Source organism: Clostridium sp. K04, from assembly GCF_019734375.1.
Classification (GTDB): Bacteria; Bacillota; Clostridia; order Clostridiales; family Clostridiaceae; genus Clostridium; species Clostridium saudiense.
Genome location: NZ_JAASHD010000008.1, coordinates 65,159 through 86,646 on the forward strand (window position 1 = coordinate 65,159; position 21,488 = coordinate 86,646).

Annotated in this window: 18 protein-coding genes and 2 riboswitches; of the genes, 15 read left to right on the forward strand and 3 right to left on the reverse strand. The window is 29.2% G+C overall.

The annotated features are described in order from the left end of the window. Positions 1 to 25: 25 nt before the first annotated feature. A complete protein-coding gene (locus tag HCG70_RS05125) occupies positions 26 to 1,705 on the reverse strand; it encodes a PTS transporter subunit EIIC (RefSeq protein WP_055291532.1) in 1,680 nt (559 codons plus the stop codon). Between the two features lie 397 nt (positions 1,706 to 2,102). Between HCG70_RS05125 and HCG70_RS05130 the strand changes: the two genes are divergently transcribed. Both HCG70_RS05130 and sfsA read left to right on the forward strand, forming a co-directional pair. Beyond that, positions 2,103 to 2,279 carry a hypothetical protein gene (locus HCG70_RS05130; RefSeq protein ID WP_172676138.1) on the forward strand — a complete coding sequence of 59 codons (177 nt, stop codon included), beginning with the start codon at positions 2,103 to 2,105 and terminating at the stop codon, positions 2,277 to 2,279. Positions 2,280 to 2,763: 484 nt separating this feature from the next. Beyond that, positions 2,764 to 3,456, forward strand: a complete 693-nt coding sequence (gene sfsA, locus HCG70_RS05135; protein WP_221697531.1) for a DNA/RNA nuclease SfsA — start codon at positions 2,764 to 2,766, stop codon at positions 3,454 to 3,456. Between the two features lie 255 nt (positions 3,457 to 3,711). Here the strand turns inward: sfsA and HCG70_RS05140 are convergent, their stop codons facing one another. Both HCG70_RS05140 and HCG70_RS05145 read right to left on the reverse strand, forming a co-directional pair. Next, positions 3,712 to 4,056, reverse strand: a complete 345-nt coding sequence (locus HCG70_RS05140) for a hypothetical protein (protein WP_042397617.1) — start codon at positions 4,054 to 4,056, stop codon at positions 3,712 to 3,714. A 3-nt stretch (positions 4,057 to 4,059) separates the two neighbouring features. Next, positions 4,060 to 5,301, reverse strand: coding sequence for a DUF1576 domain-containing protein (locus HCG70_RS05145; RefSeq protein WP_055291534.1), 1,242 nt, complete (start codon positions 5,299 to 5,301; stop codon positions 4,060 to 4,062). Between the two features lie 293 nt (positions 5,302 to 5,594). On the opposite strand from HCG70_RS05145, the gene HCG70_RS05150 reads away from it, so the two are divergent. From HCG70_RS05150 to HCG70_RS05210, 13 genes are all read left to right on the forward strand, one after another. Next, complete coding sequence (locus HCG70_RS05150; protein ID WP_042397611.1) at positions 5,595 to 6,269, forward strand: hydrolase; 675 nt, start codon at positions 5,595 to 5,597, stop codon at positions 6,267 to 6,269. 149 nt (positions 6,270 to 6,418) lie between these two features. After that, positions 6,419 to 6,585, forward strand: a riboswitch (Lysine riboswitch). 220 nt (positions 6,586 to 6,805) lie between these two features. Next, a complete protein-coding gene (gene lysA, locus HCG70_RS05155; protein ID WP_221697532.1) occupies positions 6,806 to 8,098 on the forward strand; it encodes a diaminopimelate decarboxylase in 1,293 nt (430 codons plus the stop codon). A gap of 595 nt (positions 8,099 to 8,693) precedes the next feature. Continuing rightward, on the forward strand, positions 8,694 to 8,921 hold the full coding sequence (locus HCG70_RS05160; RefSeq protein ID WP_042397603.1) for a DUF3006 domain-containing protein: 228 nt from the start codon (positions 8,694 to 8,696) through the stop codon (positions 8,919 to 8,921). Beyond that, a complete protein-coding gene (gene lepB, locus HCG70_RS05165) occupies positions 8,918 to 9,439 on the forward strand; it encodes a signal peptidase I (RefSeq protein ID WP_055275276.1) in 522 nt (173 codons plus the stop codon). Before HCG70_RS05160 ends, lepB begins: the two co-directional genes overlap by 4 nt. A gap of 46 nt (positions 9,440 to 9,485) precedes the next feature. After that, positions 9,486 to 11,579: an ATP-dependent zinc metalloprotease FtsH gene (gene ftsH, locus HCG70_RS05170; protein ID WP_042397596.1), complete on the forward strand. Its 2,094-nt coding sequence runs from the start codon at positions 9,486 to 9,488 to the stop codon at positions 11,577 to 11,579. A 182-nt stretch (positions 11,580 to 11,761) separates the two neighbouring features. Further along, positions 11,762 to 13,855: a UvrD-helicase domain-containing protein gene (locus tag HCG70_RS05175; RefSeq protein ID WP_042397593.1), complete on the forward strand. Its 2,094-nt coding sequence runs from the start codon at positions 11,762 to 11,764 to the stop codon at positions 13,853 to 13,855. A gap of 336 nt (positions 13,856 to 14,191) precedes the next feature. Then, positions 14,192 to 14,497 (forward strand): PTS sugar transporter subunit IIB, encoded by a 306-nt coding sequence (locus HCG70_RS05180; RefSeq protein WP_042397590.1) that lies wholly within the window; start codon positions 14,192 to 14,194, stop codon positions 14,495 to 14,497. 82 nt (positions 14,498 to 14,579) lie between these two features. Next, the gene (locus tag HCG70_RS05185) at positions 14,580 to 15,902 is read left to right on the forward strand and encodes a PTS sugar transporter subunit IIC (protein WP_221697533.1); all 1,323 of its coding nucleotides are present in this window, start codon (positions 14,580 to 14,582) and stop codon (positions 15,900 to 15,902) included. Between the two features lie 257 nt (positions 15,903 to 16,159). Next, positions 16,160 to 17,467: a 6-phospho-beta-glucosidase gene (locus HCG70_RS05190; protein ID WP_221697534.1), complete on the forward strand. Its 1,308-nt coding sequence runs from the start codon at positions 16,160 to 16,162 to the stop codon at positions 17,465 to 17,467. Positions 17,468 to 17,480: 13 nt separating this feature from the next. After that, on the forward strand, positions 17,481 to 18,215 hold the full coding sequence (gene chbG / locus HCG70_RS05195; RefSeq protein ID WP_042397581.1) for a chitin disaccharide deacetylase: 735 nt from the start codon (positions 17,481 to 17,483) through the stop codon (positions 18,213 to 18,215). A gap of 12 nt (positions 18,216 to 18,227) precedes the next feature. Further along, positions 18,228 to 18,554: a PTS lactose/cellobiose transporter subunit IIA gene (locus HCG70_RS05200; RefSeq protein WP_055275282.1), complete on the forward strand. Its 327-nt coding sequence runs from the start codon at positions 18,228 to 18,230 to the stop codon at positions 18,552 to 18,554. 223 nt (positions 18,555 to 18,777) lie between these two features. After that, positions 18,778 to 19,482 carry a GntR family transcriptional regulator gene (locus tag HCG70_RS05205; RefSeq protein ID WP_055275284.1) on the forward strand — a complete coding sequence of 235 codons (705 nt, stop codon included), beginning with the start codon at positions 18,778 to 18,780 and terminating at the stop codon, positions 19,480 to 19,482. Between the two features lie 173 nt (positions 19,483 to 19,655). Beyond that, positions 19,656 to 19,831, forward strand: a riboswitch (Lysine riboswitch). 197 nt (positions 19,832 to 20,028) lie between these two features. Then, positions 20,029 to 21,471: a YfcC family protein gene (locus HCG70_RS05210; protein WP_221697535.1), complete on the forward strand. Its 1,443-nt coding sequence runs from the start codon at positions 20,029 to 20,031 to the stop codon at positions 21,469 to 21,471. The last annotated feature ends 17 nt before the right edge of the window (positions 21,472 to 21,488 follow it).

Below are 21,488 nucleotides of genomic sequence, written 5' to 3' on the forward strand. Positions count from 1 at the left end.
ACACTTAAATTATTGATATTTAATGTTATTCTCCAAGAATTTCGTTAATAGCATTTTTATAAGCATCAGCTTTTGCACCAAATATTGCTTGAACGCCGTTTCCAACTTCAACAACACCAGCAGCTCCAAGAGCTTTTAATTGATCCTTATTAACATTTGCTTTATCTTTAACTTCAACTCTTAATCTTGTGATACAAGCATCAACAGATACTATGTTTGCTTCTCCACCTAAAGCTTCTAATACTAGAGGAGCTTTTTCAGCTATTTCACCTTTAGCAGAAGTTTTTGCAGGAGCAGCTGCAGCACCGTTACCTTTTTCTTTTTGGTAATCAGCTTTTGTAAATAACTTAGTTTCTTCGTTATCTTCTTCTCTACCTGGAGTCTTTAAGTTTAACTTAGTAATTAAGAAGTAGAATACGAAGTAGTAAAGTACAGCATATGCAGCACCAACAACAAGTACCCAGTACCAGTTAGTTGGAACACCAGCACCAGCTGGAAGTAAACCGAATAATGCGTAGTCAATTACACCACCAGAGAATGTCATACCTATAAATACGTTTAGTAAATCCATTAACATGAATGATAATCCAGCGAATACACAGTGTACAGCATATAATGCTGGAGCAACGAATAAGAATGTAAATTCTAATGGTTCAGTAATACCAGTTAAGAATGATGTTAAAGCAGCTGTAGCTAATAATGAACCAACAATTTTCTTCTTACTTGGTTTAGCAGCTTTGTACATAGCAAGTGCAGCACCAGGAAGACCGAACATCATGAATGGGAATTTACCAGCCATGAATCTAGTTGTTCCACTTATAACATCACTCATAGTTGAAGCAGAAGCACCAACTAAGCTTGACATACTTGATAATTGTACGAAGTATGCTGTGTTTGCACCAGCAACAGTTTGAACAGAACCATTAACTAAAACATTACCTTCAACTAATGAACTATACCAGAATGGAGTATAGAATACATGGTGTAATCCAAATGGTATTAAAGCTCTTTCTATTAATCCATAGAAGAATGTTCCGATTGCACCAGCATTTTTAACTAATGTAGATAATACACTGATACCATCTTGAACAACTGGCCAAGCAAATGCTAATATTGCACCAACAAATGCCATAGTAACAGCAGTAACTATAGGAACGAATCTTGATCCAGAGAAGAATCCTATAATAGCTGGTAATTGGATTGTGTGGAATTTATTGTGTAATAAAGCAGTAACTAAACCAGTAATTACACCACCGAATACTGACATGTTTAATGTAAATATACCAACATTAGTAGTAACATAAGTACCATATTTACCAACTGAGTCAGCAGTAACAACACCTAATTGAGTAACACCTAAAGCTAAAAGTGTAGATATAACTTGGTTCATAACTAAGAAACCAAATACAGCAGCTAAAGCAGCAGTACCTTTATCTTTTTTAGCTAGACCAACAGCAACACCAACAGCAAATAATATTGGTAAGTTACCGAATACGATATCCCCTACATTTTTCATAACTGTTAATATAGCAGTAACTGCTGGGATATTAACAACAGCAATTAATCCTTTGTATATTGCAGGAGCATCTTGTAAAGTTGCGATACCTAAGAACGCACCACCTATACCAAGTAAGATACCTGCAATTGGAAGAGCAGCAATTGGAAGCATTATAGCTTTACCAATTCTTTGTAGAAATTGCATCATTTTATTATTCCTCCTAAAATCTATAGTTTTTTTATAAATTAAATATAATAGCATGGGACTAAATGTAATGTTTAAATTAAACAATAAAAAAAGGCCCAAATATCTATAAATTATATAATTATCCCATAAGTATTATTTGAGATATAATAATAATTTATACATATTTAAGCCTTGCCTGCATCACCAGTAACACGCTCGTTATTCGATTACATTAGTTATAATAGCATAGTAAAAAACTGCTGTAAAGGATTTTTATAAAAAAAATTTTTTATAAAGGGAAAAAATGTAATAAACAATAAGTATAAATAACAAAATGATAAAATCCTAGAAAAATACATTGAGAATAATATATTTTTTTTGTAAAATGATTATTATTAAACAATAGGGGGGAGACAGAATGTCATACATATTTTCATATGCATTATTAATAGCTTCAGTATATTGTTCATATAAATTAGCTAAAGAAAAATCTCAAAGTCATATTGTTTGGCCAATAGTTACTGTAATTTTAGGACCAGCAATATTTATTATTCAATATTTAGTGACATTATTTAAGGAAAAGAAAATGATTTAATTTAATTAAAGCTGCGGGTTATATTAAGTATAAATATTTTAATGTAATCCACAGCTTATTTTTATATTTAAGTAAATAATTTATATGTTAAAAATGATTAATATGTGGATTGCTAATAATATATATAAGAAAAGTTATCCACAAAATGTGGATAACTTTTAAAAAGTGTTGAAAACTTTTTCCAAAGTATTGACACAATATATTAGGGTACTACAAAAATTAATAACTATATAGGGGGTAATGTAAAAAAAACAAGCAGTTTGTAGAATAAAAAAAATCGAACAAGCATTCTTTTAAAAAGTTATCAACAATATTAACAGAATTGTGGACAAAATCTGTGGATAACCCGATATTTAAGTAATTATTCGGATAAAAACATATGAATATATAATTATAGGTTGTGGATAACTATTATTAAGAGATATAATAAATCTTAAATAATAATAGAAAAAAGACATAATTTGTAAGGATTTGAGGAGAAAACATGAAATATAATAAAAAAATAGTAACAGCAGAATTTATAAGCAGACCAAATAGATTTAATGCAGTAGTTAAATTAAATAGAGAAGAGATTACTGTACATGTACCTAATACAGGAAGATGTAGGGAACTTCTTATACCAGGGTGTACAGTTTTTCTAAGAGAAGAACTAAATCCTACTAGGAAGACCCCCTTTGATTTAGTGGCAGTATATAAGGAAGATAAATTAATAAGTATAGATTCACAGATACCTAATAAAGTAGTTGAAGAAGCATTAAAAAATGGTAAGGTAAAAGAACTTAGTCAGTATACTAAAATTTTGAGAGAAAAAACTTTTGGAAAAAGCCGATTTGATTTTAAGATTTCAAATGATGAAAATGAAGAATATTTTTTAGAGGTAAAGGGAGTAACTTTAGAGGATAAGGGATATGCAAGATTTCCAGATGCACCGACAGAAAGAGGAGCAAAGCATTTATTAGAATTAGTAGAAGCTAAAAAGCAAGGGTATGGTGCTGGAGCAATGTTCTTAATTCAGTTAAAAGATGTTAATAAATTCTCACCAAATGATGAAAGGGATCAGGAGTTTGGTAAGGCTCTTAGATTTGCAAAAGAAAATGGTGTAGATATTTTTGCGTATAATTGCATAGTTACTGAAGATGGAATCGAGATAAATGAACCAGTTGAAATAATACTTTAATCAGTTACAAGTGACAGGTGACAAGTTAAGAATGAAACTCTTGGAAGTTTCTTTAAAAAAATAGCTTCAATCATTTTAATTATTGAAGCTATTTTTTTATTTTAATTTAGCCATAGCTAAATTTATTCTTTAACTTGCAATTTGAAACTTATCATTCTAAACTGATGAAGCTTGTCACTTATCACTTGAAATTTCTCAATTGCTAAAATTGCGACTTTAAACTAACAAAGGTTGTTATTTATAAATGATGAATTTCTAACTTTCTTCTCTAATAATACTAATGGTTAATACATTATCAATATAAGTAACTTTAGCTGAATTTATCATCATTCCTACTAATGTAAGTTCAGTATCAAACTCACACTCACCGCCTAAGTTCCAATAATAATTTTCTACTTCACGTTGCCTTGGAGTATTTAATATATCTATTAAAGATTCTAATTCATCTTTTGAAATATTATCTATTTTACCATAAATATTAAAGTAAGAATTCTTAGAATCAGAATTTAAATCAATATGAACATCGGTAGTTCCAAATTTGTAAAAGTAAGCAATTAATTCGTTAATGATTTTAATGTTTTTTTCAATTTTAAATTTCATAAGTTAAATCTCCTTTTTGAAGGTGGTTATTAACGGAATTAATATCATTGCTACAAAGCCGCCTGCTAAACCATTATTATAAAGATTAAGCCCACCATGCAAATATCCTATATTTGTTACTATATTAACGTGAATTACACCAGCTAGTATACCATATTTCCAACCAAATTTACCACATATAGGAGCTAAAGTTGTAGAAAATAATATTGATAATAGCAAAGAGGGTGAAGTGATAGGATTTACATTGAATAAAGCAGCAATACTTGCTCCAATAACAACAGGAATTGTGTTTTTTATGTTTTTTCCAAAGGCACCAAATCCAATTATAGTGAAAATACCGCATATTGTAGCTCCATTTAAGTCACCACCAATAAGTACAACAAAAAGAGTAGCAAGTATTCCTAATATACCCATATTTATATAAGTTGTTTCACCAAAAAGGATATAAAAATCACTAATAAGTCTACCAGTTTGTTTATTTATAGTGGATAAAGTAGATTTCTTATTTTTGCCACGAATTAATCCAACTATAATTAAGTAAAAACAACATATCATTAATAGAATAAATAATATTTTATTAGAACCACTATGCCAAATTAATCTTGAATCAAAATTTACTCCAAAGCTCCTTAATATAGACATCAATAAAGTGGCAAGTAATCCACTAGCAAAGCCTATATTGTATAAGTTATATCCATTATGAGCTTTAATGCTATGAGAGGCTATAGGTGGTAATATAAAGCCAACTAAAACCCCAAGTAATATTCCAATTAGAAAGTCTATTGGAGTGGATAAATGATCTCCAAAGCTTATTTGACTAACTATAGGAGAAAGGCTAGTCCCAAGTATTGCTACTAAAATATAATTAAGAAAAGGTTCCTTTTGATATCTTGAGAATAAGTAAACTCCTAAAATAATAGGCCATATATTAAAAATGTTCTTACCTAAAAAAGAAAAGCCAGTCATAAGCCATAAAGACATAATTGTTGACCCATTAGGTTTAATGCCGTTAATCATTAAAAGTGAAATGGATAATAAACTAGTTAATGATGCATTAACTAAAGCGGCACCAATTCCGCCAAGTTCCATATAATCTGTTATTAGTATATCAGAAGAAAATATTATTCTTTTTAATCCTTGATAGATTTCCAGTGGAGAATCTAAGAAGAATGCAAAAATAATGAATAATAAATACAAAAAGGAAAGGATTACATATGGGGGATAATAATTTTTAAAAGATTTCATTAAAACACCTCATAAGTCAAATTATAAATTTTAAATATTATTGAAGTGAACTAATATTCCTAATTTAAAAGCTAGTTAATAGAAAATAAATACAATGTGCTCATTCAACGTTAGGAAAAGAAGTTACTTCTAACATAAAATACTATATTGCATATTTATTAATATTTTATCAAATTTTATTTGTTTTTTATATATAAAGTGTTAACTTTTAGTTCAATTTGTTTTAAAGTTCTTTAAATCTTGAATTAAACTAGTATAATTATATTTATAAAACAAGTAATAGGAGTGTTAAGATGGAGATTAAAAAGCATAAAACTGTACCTGAAATAAAAGGTATCTTAAGAAGTCATGTTATTGAAGTACCTTCATGTATTAGAGATTGTTCAGGAATAAAAATATTTGGTAAAAGAATAAAATCTTTATTATTTACAACTGATGTTGCAATTATTAGGAATACAAATGCAGATGCTATTATAGCTGTATATCCATTTACTCCTCAACCGTTAATAACAGCAGCTTTAGTAATGGCTGCAGATGTACCAGTTTTTTGTGGAGTTGGAGGAGGAATAACTCAAGGTAAAAGAGTTGTTAATTTAGCATTAGATGCAGAGTTTAAAGGGGCAATGGGAGTAGTTGTTAATTCACCTACGTCAAATGAGGTTGTTTCAAAAATTAAAGAAACTATAGATATACCATTAATAGTGACGGTAGTATCTATTCACGAAAATATAAGAGAAAGAATAGAAGCAGGAGCTACTATATTAAATGTTTCAGGTGGTAAAAACACTCCAGAGATAGTTAAAAAGATAAAGGACGAGTTCCCAGATTTTCCAGTTATAGCTACAGGAGGGCCAAATGAAGAAACAATAAGAAAAACAATAGAAGCAGGAGCAAATGCAATAACTTATACACCACCAGCAAATGGTGATACTATGAGTAATCTTATGGATAAATATAGAAGTGAATAATTAAAATGGAATAAAAAATAAAATATGGTTGAATAATTCAATTAATATGGTATCATATTAATAACGATGTACATATGATATATGAATGAAACTTTTAAGCATAACAGAGAAAAGTGAATTTAATTATTTAAGAGAAAATTTAATAGAATACCTATGTTAGAGGTGCTGTTTATAAAGAGTAGTAAATAGGAGCTGGCGAGCTAAGATGATTTATGAAAGGTATGATGGCCGAAGGAATAATTTATGCAAAAAGTTATTTCTGGGTATGCATAGAATATATGTATAACTGTCACGAAAGTGGAGTGCTAAAAAGGTGCAATTATTCAATCAAGGGAATTGAATTTATTTTTGAATTAAAATTGCATTTTAATAAGTAAACTACCTCAATAGGTTTTCTATAGGGGTAGTTTTTTATTATTATTTTTTATAAATTGGTAGTTTGTGAATATGGATAACAAAAGTAGTTTTAGTGAATAACCTATTAATGACGTCTATAATATCTAACTCCTAATTAATAATATTTTGGAGGTATAACAATGAAATTATTTGGGGCAATGGAAATTGAAAGTAATGAATTATGTATAGGAGGAATTAGCTGTAGTGATTTAGTTAAAGAATTTGGTTCACCGCTATATGTAATGGATGAAAATTTATTAATTAGCACATGCAAAAGTTATTATGATAATTTTAAGTGTAAAGAGAATCATAATAGAGTTGCATATGCAGGGAAGGCTTTTTTAACAAAGGCAATGTGTAAGCTTGTAAATGAGCAAGGACTTTATTTAGATGTAGTATCTGGGGGAGAATTATTTACAGCATATAAAGCGGGATTTCCTTTAAATAAAGTGTATTTTCATGGAAATAACAAAAGCAGAGGAGAAATTGAATTAGGAGTTAAACTTGGGGTTGGAAGATTTGTTGTAGATAATTTAGATGAAATGAAAATGCTAAATGAAGAGGCTGGAAAGAATAATATAAAGCAAGATATTTATTTAAGATTAACCCCTGGAATAGAAGCTCACACACATGATTATATTAAAACAGGACAAATAGATTCAAAATTTGGATTTGCACCTGTTGGAGAAACTATTATGAATGCAGTAAAGCTTGCTTTAGATTGTGAAAATCTGAATTTAAAGGGCTTACATTGCCATATAGGATCTCAAATATTTGAAACAGAACCTTATAAGGATGCTGTTGAAATAATGATGAATTTTATGAAAGAAATTAAGGACCAAACAGGACATATAATACCTGAATTAGATTTAGGTGGTGGATTCGGTATACATTATACTGATGAAGATAAACCAAGAGAAACAAAGGAGTACTGTGAGGTAATATTAAATAAAGTTGATGAAGTTTGTTCAAGATTAAATATAGAAAGACCAATACTAACTATAGAACCAGGAAGGTCAATAGTTGGAAATGCAGGTATAACACTTTATACAATTGGAGCAATTAAGAATATTGAAGGTGTTAGGACTTATGTTTCTGTAGATGGAGGAATGACTGATAATATAAGACCTGCATTATATGGAGCTAAGTATGAAATGGCTATAGCTAATAAAATTGATGAAAAAGCTAATACTAGGGTTGCAATAGCAGGAAAGTGTTGCGAATCAGGAGATATATTTATTGAAGATATTTGTATACAAAAGCCAGAGATAGGAGATATATTAGCTGTATTTTCAACAGGAGCATATGGATTTTCAATGTCTAGTAATTATAATAAAAATCCTAAAGCACCGGTTGTATTTATTAAGGATGGAGTTGTAAGGCTTGTATCTAAGAGACAAAGTTATGAGGAACTTTTAGAGCTAGAGGTTTAGAAAGTTAAGAGTTAAGAGTTAAGAGTTAAGAATTGAATTAAAAACTCCTTAGGAGTTTCTTTAAAAAATAGCCTAAATCATCGGAGATGATTTAGGCTATTTTGTTCTTAAATTCAGGTTGAGCTGAATTTATTCCTAAACTCTACACTTGTCACTTGCTACCTGTCAGTTATTAAGCTTGTCACTTCAAACTTACAAAGCTTGTCACTTACTAAGAGTGTTAGCTAAAAATATTTTCGCTTTAAGTTTCTCTTGTATTAATCTTACTAACAATGTTATTTTTATTTTATAGCTTAAAATTTTTTAATTATATTTAAGTATATAAATATTTTGAATCAGTATTATAAATTAAATACTTTGAAAGTATTAATAGTTAATATTTTAATATAACATTAAATTTTTTGTAACAGAAATGACATAATAACACTATATAATGAAGAGTGATACTATTAGTTATTAATGAAATGTGATATACTTATAAGCAGTTATTGAAAATATGGTAAGTTTCAATATAAATAAATTTAAAGTATATAGTTTATTTACTTGTTATTGACTTTACATCTTAAATAAAGATTAATAAACAGAGGGTATTAGTATGGGAAAAAAGAAATTTATAGTGGACAGAATAGAAGGAAATTCTATTGTTTTAGAAGATGAAAAACAGGGTATAATCTTAATAGATATAAATTTGTTTGATACTAAACCTAGTGAAGGCGATGTAGTAGTTGAGATTGATGATAATTCATTTAAGGTAAATGAAGACGCAACTAAAGAGCGAAAAAGTAATATAAATGCTTTAATGAAAGGTATGTGGGAAGAGTGAGCCAAGATGTAAAAAAAACGAACTTTTTTAATGATTGGATTGTACCAATAGTAGTAGCTGTAATATTAGCATTTTTAATTAATAGGTTTTTAATTTTTAAGGTTAAAATTCCATCAGAATCTATGGTTCCAACATTAAATGTTGGTGATAGATTGTTTGTTAGCAGAGTTTATAATCCAGAAAAGCTTAAACGCGGAGAGATAGTAGTTTTTCATTCGGAAGAAAAAGATGAAGATATGATTAAAAGACTAATAGGATTACCAGGTGATAAAGTTGTTATAAAAGATGGTGTGGTTAGCGTAAATGGAGAAACACTTCAAGAAAACTATATAGGAACCGCAGATAATTATACAGGTGAATTTGAAGTGCCAGAAGGTAAGTATTTCTTTTTAGGAGATAATAGATATTGGTCTTTAGATTCTAGATATTGGAATGATCCATATATTGATGGTAGTGAAATAAAAGGTAAAGCTCAAATAAAGGTATATCCATGGAAAGACTTTGGAAAAATAGAATAAGAGCTTATAAAAAGACATTAAGAGTTAGTAGGAGAAATAAAAAAGTATGAATAATAATGTGAACAATAGAAAAGGCGGAGAAAAGAAGAAGAATAACAATAATAAGTTCTTATTAATTTATGTTGTAGTAGCTTTCTTGTTTTTATATTCATTTTCGACAGCTAAGGAAATGTTAACGACAAAGGAAATTTCATATAATGAATTTGTTCAAATGGTTAAAGATAAGGAAGTTAAAGAAGTTACTGTAGATGGGACAGCACTTGTAATAACACCTCAAGATTCAAGTGATATGAAAGGTAAAGTTCTTTATACAGGAAATGCAGATAATCCAGATTTAATACAATTATTAATAGATAATGACGTACAGTATTATCCTCAAATAACAAAGCAACAATCTGTATGGATGGACTTTATTATATTAAATGTACTTCCATTAGTAATAATGTTCTTTGTGGTTAGATTTATATTTAACAAAATGTCTAAAAAAATGGGCGGAGGTCCAATGGGCATGGGTGGCATGGGTAAAAGTAATGCCAAAGTATATGTTGAAAAAGATATAAAAGTAAGTTTTGAAGATGTTGCAGGGCAAGATGAAGCTAAAGAATCATTAACAGAAATAATAGATTTCCTTCATAACCCTAAGAGATATACAGAAATAGGTGCTAAATTGCCTAAGGGTGCTCTTTTAGTAGGGCCTCCAGGGACAGGTAAGACTCTTATAGCAAAAGCTGTTGCTGGTGAAGCAAAGGTTCCATTCCTTTCAGTTTCAGGTTCAACTTTCGTTGAAATGTTTGTTGGTATGGGTGCAGCTAAGGTAAGAGATTTATTTAAAGAAGCAGAAAAAATGGCTCCTTGTATAATATTTATAGATGAAATTGATTCTATAGGTAAGAGTAGAGATAATCAAATGCAAAGTAATGATGAAAGAGAACAAACTTTAAATCAATTACTTACTGAGATGGATGGATTTGATACATCAAAAGGAATAGTTATTTTAGGTGCAACTAATAGACCTGAAATATTAGATAAAGCGCTTTTAAGACCAGGTAGATTTGACAGAAGAGTTATTGTTGATAGACCTGACTTAAAAGGAAGAATTGCAATATTAAATGTTCACTCTAAGGATGTTAAGATGTCACCAGAAGTTAACTTAGAATCAGTTGCAAAGGGAACTCCAGGTGCTGTAGGTGCTGACCTTGCTAATATAGTAAATGAAGCAGCTTTAAGAGCAGTTAGAAGTGGAAGAGAAACAGTTATTCAAGAAGATTTAGAAGAAGCAGTTGAAGTTATAATTGCTGGTAAAGAAAAGAAAGATAGAATTCTTTCTAAGAAAGAAAGAGAAGTTGTTGCATTCCATGAAGTTGGGCATGCATTAGTTGCTGGACTTTTAGAAGGCACAGATCCAGTTCATAAAATTACAATAGTTCCAAGAACAATGGGTGCATTAGGATATACTATGCAACTTCCAGAAGAGGAAAAATACCTTGTTTCTAAAGAAGAATTAATGAACCAAATAATGGTTATGCTTGGTGGTAGAGCTGCAGAAGAGGAAGTGTTTAATCTTGTATCTACAGGAGCTTCAAACGATATTGAAAGAGCAACTCAAACAGCAAGAAATATGGTTACTATTTATGGTATGACTGATAACTTTGATATGATGGCTTTAGAATCAGTTCAAAACAGATACTTAGATGGTAGAGCAGTTAGAAATTGTAGTGAAGAAACTTCTACTTTAGTAGATAAAGAAGTTTTATCTATAATTAGAGAGTGCCATCAAAAAGCAAGAGAAATATTAAGAGAAAATAGAGATTTATTAGATAAGATTTCTGAATACTTATTAGAAAAAGAAACTATTTTCGGAGATGAATTCTTTAAGTTTGTATATGAAAAATATCCAGAATTAAAGGAAAAGAGAGAAGAAGAAAAGAAAAGCAGAGAGCTTGAAAATAACAAAAAAAAGGCAGATGAAGTTTCAGAAGAAATTTCAGAAGACTTACAAGATGCTAAAGTAGCACAAGAAGTTATTGAAGCTGTTGAAAAAGAAGAAGAAGATATAATGAAACAATCATCTTCTAATGATGAAGTTATATTAGATATGGACAAAGAAAAAGAGTCTGAGGAAGAAACTAAAGAAGACTAAGATAAGGCTTAAAAAGTATATTAAAACTCAGAAAATAAACTAAAAGATAAATTATAAATAGGTATAATTAATAAGGGGTTAAGCTATTATTTTATAGCTTAACTCCTTTAAACTCTTAACTATAAATATACTTTTAACTCAAAACTATTAACTATTAACTAACCGAAGGGGTGCGTGGAGCTTTGAATAAATTTGAATTTTTACAAGAAGAACAAAATTTAGAATATACTCTTAATTTATTAAGTAAAGAAATATTAAATTACATACAAAAAAGAAAAGATGTTGCAGATTACATATTAGAGTATAGAAAGAAGTTTATTGAAGAATATAGAGATGATGAAGATAAAGTAATGGAATACTTTGACCATGAGAGATATGTCAAAGAGGAAATGTATAGAACTATAGATAGAAAGTTAGCTGAATTTACAAAGTTAAAAGAATCTCCTTACTTTGGTAAAGTTAATTTTGAGGATAATGGATATGCTGAAGAAATTTATGTTGGAAGATATGGATTAACTCCGGAAGGAAGCTTTGATGCAGCAATAGTTGACTGGAGAGCACCAGTTGCTTCATTATTCTATAAAGGAACATTAGGAAATACTAGTTATAAATCTCCAGAGGGGGAAGTTCCAGTTGATATATTAGCTAGAAGACAAATACTTATTAAAAAAGGTAAGCTTGAGGGATGCTTTGATTCTGATGTAGATGTTAAAGATGATATCTTACAAATGATTTTATCTTCAAATGCTGGGGAAAAGCTTAAGGATATAGTTATGACTATCCAAAAAGAGCAAGATGAAATTATAAGAGAAGAAAGAATGAAGGTTGTAGTTGTTAATGGAGTTGCAGGTTCAGGAAAAACAACAATAGCACTTCATAGAGTTGCATATCTTTTATACAATTTCAGAGAGCAGTTAGGAGATAAAGTATTAATATTAGGACCTAATGATATATTTATTGATTATATAGGGGATGTCCTTCCTACTTTAGGAGAAAGTAATGTTAATCAACAAACATTTGCTAGTTTTGCAATAAATGAAATTGGATTACATGAACCAGTAATTGATATTACAGCTTATTTAGAAGAAGTTCTAAATGGAAATGAAGAAATAATAAGTGAGATAAAATATAAGGGCGGGGAAGAATTTATAACTGTTTTAGATGAAAAATGTGACGAATTAGAGGCTAACTACTTTAATTTTGAACCTGCTAAATTCTTTGATGAAGAAGTAGTTTCAGTAGAAGAAATTAACGAGTTATTTGAAAAACATTATAAATACATGCCTTTATTTAGAAGAAGTCAAAAGATAAAGAGAATTATTACTTCAAAGCTTAAAGATAAGAGAGATGAACTAGTAAGAAATTTAAATAATGAGGTAAAAGAAAAATTATCAGCTCTTTCAGAAGAACAATTAGTAATTGAACAAAACAATATAGAGTTCCAAAGAAAGATAAGAATTAGAGAAATTGTTAGAGAACTTATGACTCAAAAAAACAATTTAGCTAAATGGATAGATAATGAAAGTATTGTAGACATTTATAAAGAATTTACTAAGACTCAAAACTTATCATACTTAGATTTACCAGCAATACTTTATTTAATGATTAAACTTGATGGTAAAAAAGTTAGTCAAGAAATTAAGCATATAGTAATTGATGAAGCTCAAGATTATAGCATGCTTCAATTTATTGTATTAAAAGAATTAACAGGTTGTAGAAGCTACACTATAGTTGGAGATGCAAATCAAAGATTAATTAAAGTAGAAGAAACACCTGCAATGCTTAGGTTAAAATCTTTATTTGGTGGATTTGTTAAGAACTATGCTTTAAATAAGAGTTATAGATCTACATTCCAAATCATGGAGTATGCAAGTAAATTATTAAATGAAGATGCAATAGTTCCTTTTGTTAGAAAAGGTAAGTATGATGTTGAAGAAATTGATGTTAAAGATCAAGATGATTTAATTGATACTATTTTAGAGACATTAGAAGATTATGATGATGAAAATTATGATAATATTGCAATAATAACTAAGGATAAGGAACAACTTAGAAGAATAGCGCCAGAGCTTAAAAAGTTTACTAAGCTTTTGGCATTTGATAGAGAAGATGTTATTTACAGAGGTGGGAAAGTCATAGTTCCTTCTTATTATGCAAAAGGACTTGAGTTTGATGGAGTTATAATAGTTAATTTTGATGATAATACAGATGATTTAGTAAAATATATTATGGCAACTAGAGCTCTACATAGATTAAAGGTAATTAATTTTAAATAAATAGTAGGACTGCAAAGTTAATCGAATGAATGGATTAACTTTGCAGTTTTTTTTATAGTCAGAAGTAAATGTATATATTAAAATTAAATGTCTATACATTTGATTTTAAATATGTTGGTAAAGAATGAAAGCGATATGAATTGGAATAAGAAATTAATATTTTAAGGAGGTTGTTTTTAATAAAGTGTATATAAATAGTGCAAAATAAGTATGAAAATAAAAAAACAAAAAAATATTTTAAAAAACGCTTGAAATGTATAGACAATGGATATACAATGTATACATAAGGTAAGTAAACGAATACATGAATCAAATAAATGTTTGGAGGTATATATTATGATAAAAATTATGTTAGCTTGCTCAGCAGGTATGTCAACAAGTTTATTAGTAACAAAAATGCAAGAGGCTGCAAAGGAAAAAGGAGTAGAGTGTGAAATCTGGGCGATTTCAGAAGTAAATCTACAAAGTGAAATTGAAAAGTGCGATGTTTTATTATTAGGGCCACAAGTTAGATACATTTTAAGTAAAGCTAAGGATTTAGCAGCACCACACGGAATTCCAGTAGAAGTTATTAATATGATGGATTACGGAAGATGTAATGGTAAAGCTGTTTTAGAAAGAGCATTAGAATTAAAGAAATAAGATATAAGTATGATTTAAAGAAAGTGGTATTGAGAATTAATGGGAAATTATAAAAATATCAAGATAAAGGTAGGGGAACGATATGGAAAAGTTTATGGCTTTTATGGATAAGTACATTACACCATATGCAGCTAAGATGGGAGCACAAAGACATTTAGTAGCAGTAAGAGATGCTTTCGTTGCAATGATACCGTTAACAATAATAGGTTCGTTAGCAACACTTATAAATAACGCACCAATAAAGGCATTAAGTAACTTTTTAGCAGATAATACATTTGGACAGCAAATAAAATCATTAAACGGAGATATATGGTTTGGAACATTAGCTATTATGGCTTTACTTTTAGTAATAGGTGTTGCATATAATTTAGCTAAATCATATGAGGAGAATGGGCTTCAATCAGCAATGATAGCAACATCAATATTTATTCTTTTAATTCCACAAGTTGCAAAGATTGCAATTGATGGACAACCTGCAGTAGAAGGTTGGGGATTCATTGGAGTTGCATACTTAGGAACAGGAGCATTATTTACAGCAATTATAATAGGAATTTTATCAACAGAAGTATTTATTAGATTAGGAAAACTAAAACAATTAGTAGTTAAAATGCCTGAGGGGGTTCCACCAGCAGTATCAAGATCATTTGCTAAGTTAATCCCAGGTATGTTAACAGTAGTTATATTTGCAGTTGCAGGATTATTAATAAGATTAGCAGTAGATGGACAATTCTTAACAGATTTAATAAACAAATACTTAGGAATTCCATTAAGTAATATAACAGATACATTACCATCAGCTATATTGATAGCATTCTTTATTCATGGATTATGGTTTGTTGGTTTACATGGAGCAAATATTGCATTACCTTTCACAGGAACAATGTTAACTAACTTAGGAGCACAAAATGCAGAAATGATTCAAAATGGAGCTCCATTAGATCAATTACATGTATTAGCAGGACCGTTCTTTGATGCTTTCGTATTCATGGGAGGATCAGGAGTAATAATTGGATTATTAATTGCTATAGCAATTGCAGGTAAGAGAAGAAGAGATATGCTTGCTTTAGGATTAGCACCATCAATCTTCAACATCAGTGAACCAGTAATATTTGGATTACCAATCGTATTAAATCCTATATTCGGAATACCATTTGTAATAGCACCAATTGTTACAACAATAATATCATATTTATCAATTTCATTTGGATTAGTTCATCCAATAATAATGGCAACTATGCCTTGGACTACACCTCCAATACTTGGTGGATTTATGGCAACAGGACATTGGTCAGGAGCAGTTTTATGTATAGTTAATATAGCAGTTTCAATCTTAATATACTTACCATTCGTGGCTATGGCAGAAAAGATGGATGCTAGAAAAATGGAAATGGATCAAGTAGCTTAATTGATATAGAAAAATAAGCATAGGAGTTTGGAGTTAATAAAAGAATAAAGTTGACATAAATGTTGACTTTATCCCAAACTCAAAACTCCTAACATTTTATATTTTGTTTTATATTCATTTACAAAGTGAGTAAAAATCAGCATATAAAATGCTATCTTAAATGAGATTATAGAAAATAAGAACTATTAAATAAAATACAATACATACAGATTAATTAAAGCAAATTTATAAATATAAATGTTAGGATGGTGGACAATATGAAAAATGGTATTAAAATAGTTACAATCGGTGGAGGATCAAGCTATACTCCAGAATTAGTTGAAGGATTTATAAAAAGACATAAAGAGCTACCTGTTAAGGAATTATGGTTAGTTGATATAGAAGAAGGAAAACATAAGTTAGAAATAGTAGGAAATCTTGCCAAAAGAATGGTAAAAAAAGCTGGAGTGGATATGGAGGTTCATCTAACTTTAGATAGAAGAGAAGCATTAAAGGATGCTGATTTCGTAACTACTCAATTAAGAGTTGGATTATTAGATGCAAGAATAAAAGATGAGAGAATTCCGCTTTCACATGGAGTGATAGGTCAAGAAACTAATGGAGCAGGTGGATTATTTAAAGCACTTAGAACAGTTCCAGTAGTATTAGATATAATTAAGGATATTGAAGAACTTTGTCCAAATACATGGCTTGTTAACTTTACAAATCCAACAGGAGTAATTTCAGAAGCAGTATTTAAATATACAAACTTTAGAAGATATATTGGATTATGTAATGTTCCAATAGGTGTTAAAAATGGTATGGCAGACATATTAGAAGTGGAAAAAGATAGAGTAGAAATGGACTTTGCTGGACTTAATCATATGGTTTATGCATTGAATGTAAGATTAGATGGTAAAGATATAACAAAAGAAGCAATTGAGAAATTCGTTACTTCATCATTAACAATGCAAAATATAAAGGATATTCCTTTAAATGCTGATTTTGTTAGAGCACTAGGAGTTATTCCTTGTCCATATCATAAATATTACTATAAACATAAAGAAATGTTAGAAGAAGAATTAGAAGGATTCAAGGATGGAAAAACTAGAGGAGAAACTGTTAAAGCCTTAGAAGACGACTTATTTGAATTATATAAAGATGAAAATTTAGCTGTTAAACCACCACAATTAGAAAAAAGAGGTGGAGCATACTATAGTGATGCAGCTTGTAACTTAATAAACTCAATTTACAATGATAAGAAGGATATTCAAGTTGTAAATACATTAAATAATGGTGCAATAAGAGACTTTAGAGAAGATTCAGCAGCAGAAATGAGCTGTGTAATAACTAAGGAAGGTCCAAAACCTTTATCAGTAGGATATTTACCAGTTGCAGTAAGTGGATTAGTTACTGAAATAAAAGCATTTGAAATATTAGCAGCAAAGGCAGCAGTTGAAGGTGATTATAATGCAGCGTTACAAGCATTATGTATAAATCCATTAATACCATCAGATGACTTAGCTAAAACTATTCTAGATGAGATGATGGAAGCACATAAAGAATATTTACCACAATTCAAATAGAAGAGGTGTTAATATGACTAAATTAATAGTAAATGCAGATGATTTTGGATTAAGTGAAGCAGTTAATTATGGAATAATATCAGCATATAAAAATGGAATAGTAAGATCAACTACTATAATGGCAGGAATGCCAGCTTTTGATCATGCTGTTGAACTATTAAAAGAAAATAAAGGGTTAGGCTGTGGAGTTCATATGACTTTAAGCTTAAATAAACCTGTTTTAAATTATCATAAGACAATAGTAGATGAAAATGGTAACTTTTATAGAAGAATAACTAATGAACTTATAGAAGAAAAGTTTGATTTAGATGAAGTATACGAAGAATTTTGTAGCCAAATAAATAAGGTTATTAATAGTGGTGTAAATGTTGATCACTTGGATTCTCATCATCATGTTCATACATTATCAAGTTTAAAACCTGTTATAGAGAAAATAGTTAAGAAGTATAATCTTCCTATAAGAGGTGGATTTGAATCAAAACTAGATTATGACAAAGTTATACCAATGACAGAAAGTTTTTATAATGAAAATGTAACAGAGGATTATTTTGAAAAATATATGGATGAGCTTAAAAAGCATGATGTAATAGATATCATGTGTCATCCAGCATTTGTAGATGAGTACTTAGTTAATTCAACATCTTATGCAATGCAAAGAATGAAAGAATATAGTATTTTAACATCAGAAAAAGTACAAGAATATTTAAGAAAAAATAACATAGAACTTACTAATTACAGTAAGCTTTAGGAGGATATAAATATGAACGAAGAATTAATGGAAATATCATTTGGTCTTATAGCTAATGCAGGAGAAGCTAAAGGATTAGCATATGATGCATTAAGCAAAGCTAAAGCTGGTAACTTTGAAGAAGCAAAAGAATTAATAAATAAATCAAAAGAAGAAATGCATAAAGCTCACGCATTCCAAACTAAGCTTATTACTGAAGAAGCTTCAGGAAATAGCGTAGAAGTAAATGTGTTATTAATTCATGCACAAGATCATTTAATGAATGCTATGAATTTTCAACAACTAGCTGAAGAATTTATAGAAGTTTATGAAAGATTAGTAAAGTTAGAAAATAAATAAGCGAACCATTTTTTATATTATATATCTTATACATTTTATACATTTTATACATTTAACGGTATGGCTTAAGAAAATATTTCTTAAAGTTATATCGTTAATTTTCTATAAATAAAAATAATATACAAAAATTTAGAGATGTAAATATGATATAATAGAATATATATACTATTATTATTTGTATATACATCTTATATTTATAGTAGTATACAAAGGAGTTTAAAGAATGGTTGAACCAATGTATGTTAAAATAGAAAAATATTTAAAAGAATTAATTGATTCTGGTGAAATAAAGCAAGGTGAATTATTACCATCAGAAAATAAATTATGTGAAAAATTTAATGTTACAAGAATGACAGTAAGATCAGCTTACAATAATTTAGTTAAAGAAGGCTATATAACAAGAAAAAGAGGTATAGGTAGCATTGTTTTAGCTAATAGAATTTCTGACAATATTAGCAATATTCAAAGTTATACTAAGGAAATGATTAATAAGGGGTATAGTGTAATAACTAAATTAATTAGTTTGTCTATAGTTGAAGCTGATAAGACTATAAAAGATAAATTAAATTTAGAATTGGGAGAAAATGTTTGGGAAGTTAAAAGAGTAAGGTATGCCGAGGGGTCGCCGGTTTCATATATGATAACTTATATGCCTGTAAAGATGTTTCCCAATTTAAAGAAAACTGATTGTGATTCGTTATATAAATATTTAGAGAAGTGTGGATATAAAATATCTACGGCACAACGTGTAGTTGAAGCATTAATATCAAGTGAAGAATTAATGGAACTACTAGAATTAGAATGTGAATCACCTATTCTTCATATAGAGCAAGTGGCAATATTAGAAGGTGGAGAAGTTTTTGAATATTCACATACATATCATTATGGATATAAATTGACATTAAATGCTGCTGTAGATAAGTATTGAAATTGGATATAAATACAAGAATATATATTAATTAATGTAAATATTAAATTAGGCTTATAAGTAGATTATATATGTAGTATTTTGAGGAATTAAGACGGAAAAGTTTATAATTATACAAAATTATCTTTACAATATACATAAAAAAATGTATATTATAAGTGACAAATAGATATGAAGTAGGTAGAGGTTGCGATATTTAATAGTATGTTTGCGGAGGTAAGCACAGTGATGTAAACAGAAAGGAAATTTCGCCGAAATGTATAGCTAATGCTTTGAGGCTATAACATTGGGGTTATGTAGAAGATACATAACACTGTCACAGTTCGCTTTGTGAGGAGCTATCACTAATATGGTTATATTTTTACAAAAGATAAGAGTTAAATTTTATTAGTTTTTGTTAGTAATATAGTCTTGAGTGATAAACTCAAGGCTTTTTTTGTTTTAATTAAACTGTGAAGAACTATCACTTATTAGCATGAAGCTTTTAAAAAGATATCTCCTTCAACTAGAATGTCACATAATAAATTCAGGGGGGATTTTAAACTAATGCAAAACGTAGTAGAAAACGAAAGAAAAGGTTTTTGGAAAAAATTTAGTAATGGAATAAAAGTTCCACATACATTAGTTATTATTTTTTCAATAATAATATTAATGGCAATAGCAACATATATAGTTCCAGGTGGAGCATATGAAAGAGTAGTTACAGAAGTAAATGGACAAAGTAGAACTGTAGTATTAAATGGTTCATTCCAATATGTTGAAAATGAAGCACAAGGATTATTTTCAGTAATGCAGGCACCGATAAGCGGATTAGAGCAATCAGCAGAAATTATAGCATTCTTATTCGTAGTTGGTGGGGCATTTAGTTTAATAACTAGAACAAAAGCAATAGATTCAGCTATTGCTAAAGTTGTTAATATTTTTAAAGGTAATGAATTATTAATAATTCCTATTATATTTACACTGTTTTCTCTTGGAGGAGCAACTTTTGGTATGACTGAAGAGGCTATACCATTTATAACAATTTTAGTTCCGTTAATGTTAGCACTTGGATTTGATAGTATATTAGCAGTAGGGATAAGTTACTTAGGATGTATCGTAGGGTTTGCAACAGCTATGCTTAATCCATTTACAGTAGGTATAGCACAATCAATAGCTGAAATTCCACTATTCTCAGGATTAGCATACCGTACTATTTTATGGGTTATAACAACCGCTGTAGGAGTTATATTCTTAATGATTTATGCAAGAAAAATTAAGAAAAATCCAGAATTTAGCCCAATGTATAAATTAGATGAAGAAAAACGTAAAAAATTAAGTCAAACTCAAAGTGAGGAAATTAAATTTACAGTTTCACATAAAATTATTATTGCATCTATCGGTGTTTGCTTAGCAGTTATTATATGGGGAGTTCTAAAAGCAGGATTCTGGATTCCAGAAATAGCAGCTGTATTCTTAATAACAGGAATATTTGCAGGAATAGTTGGTGGATTAAAAGCTGATGAAATGGCAGAAGCATTCATAGCAGGAGCTAAGGATATGATTGGAGCTGCTATGGTAATTGGATTTGCAAGAGCTATAGTTATAATTGCTGAAAATGCTCAAATTATAGATACAATATTATATGGTTTATCATCATTTATAGGTAAATTACCATCATTATTAGCTGCATGTGTAATGTTACCAGTTCAAATGTTTATAAACTTCTTTGTTATTTCAGGTTCAGGACAAGCGGCGTTAACTATGCCAATATTAGCACCACTTGGTGATTTACTTGAGATATCAAGACAAACAACAGTTTTAATATTCCAATTAGGAGATGGATTCTCAAATGCTATCTTCCCAACATCAGGAGTATTAATGGCATGTCTTGGAATGTCAGGAATACCATATTCAAAATGGGTTAAATGGATTATGCCATTACAAATAATCTTATTTGCACTTGGAATTATATTTGTAACTTGTGCAATGATGATGGGATGGGCTTAATTTAGTTAATAGTTAAA

Coding starts and splice junctions, on each gene's coding strand:
- HCG70_RS05125 (WP_055291532.1), bottom strand. CDS start 1,705: ATGATGCAATTTCTACAAAGAATTGGTAAAGCTATAATGCTTCCAATT.
- HCG70_RS05130 (WP_172676138.1), top strand. CDS start 2,103: ATGTCATACATATTTTCATATGCATTATTAATAGCTTCAGTATATTGT.
- sfsA (WP_221697531.1), top strand. CDS start 2,764: ATGAAATATAATAAAAAAATAGTAACAGCAGAATTTATAAGCAGACCA.
- HCG70_RS05140 (WP_042397617.1), bottom strand. CDS start 4,056: ATGAAATTTAAAATTGAAAAAAACATTAAAATCATTAACGAATTAATT.
- HCG70_RS05145 (WP_055291534.1), bottom strand. CDS start 5,301: ATGAAATCTTTTAAAAATTATTATCCCCCATATGTAATCCTTTCCTTT.
- HCG70_RS05150 (WP_042397611.1), top strand. CDS start 5,595: ATGGAGATTAAAAAGCATAAAACTGTACCTGAAATAAAAGGTATCTTA.
- lysA (WP_221697532.1), top strand. CDS start 6,806: ATGAAATTATTTGGGGCAATGGAAATTGAAAGTAATGAATTATGTATA.
- HCG70_RS05160 (WP_042397603.1), top strand. CDS start 8,694: ATGGGAAAAAAGAAATTTATAGTGGACAGAATAGAAGGAAATTCTATT.
- ftsH (WP_042397596.1), top strand. CDS start 9,486: ATGAATAATAATGTGAACAATAGAAAAGGCGGAGAAAAGAAGAAGAAT.
- HCG70_RS05180 (WP_042397590.1), top strand. CDS start 14,192: ATGATAAAAATTATGTTAGCTTGCTCAGCAGGTATGTCAACAAGTTTA.
- HCG70_RS05185 (WP_221697533.1), top strand. CDS start 14,580: ATGGAAAAGTTTATGGCTTTTATGGATAAGTACATTACACCATATGCA.
- HCG70_RS05190 (WP_221697534.1), top strand. CDS start 16,160: ATGAAAAATGGTATTAAAATAGTTACAATCGGTGGAGGATCAAGCTAT.
- chbG (WP_042397581.1), top strand. CDS start 17,481: ATGACTAAATTAATAGTAAATGCAGATGATTTTGGATTAAGTGAAGCA.
- HCG70_RS05200 (WP_055275282.1), top strand. CDS start 18,228: ATGAACGAAGAATTAATGGAAATATCATTTGGTCTTATAGCTAATGCA.
- HCG70_RS05205 (WP_055275284.1), top strand. CDS start 18,778: ATGGTTGAACCAATGTATGTTAAAATAGAAAAATATTTAAAAGAATTA.
- HCG70_RS05210 (WP_221697535.1), top strand. CDS start 20,029: ATGCAAAACGTAGTAGAAAACGAAAGAAAAGGTTTTTGGAAAAAATTT.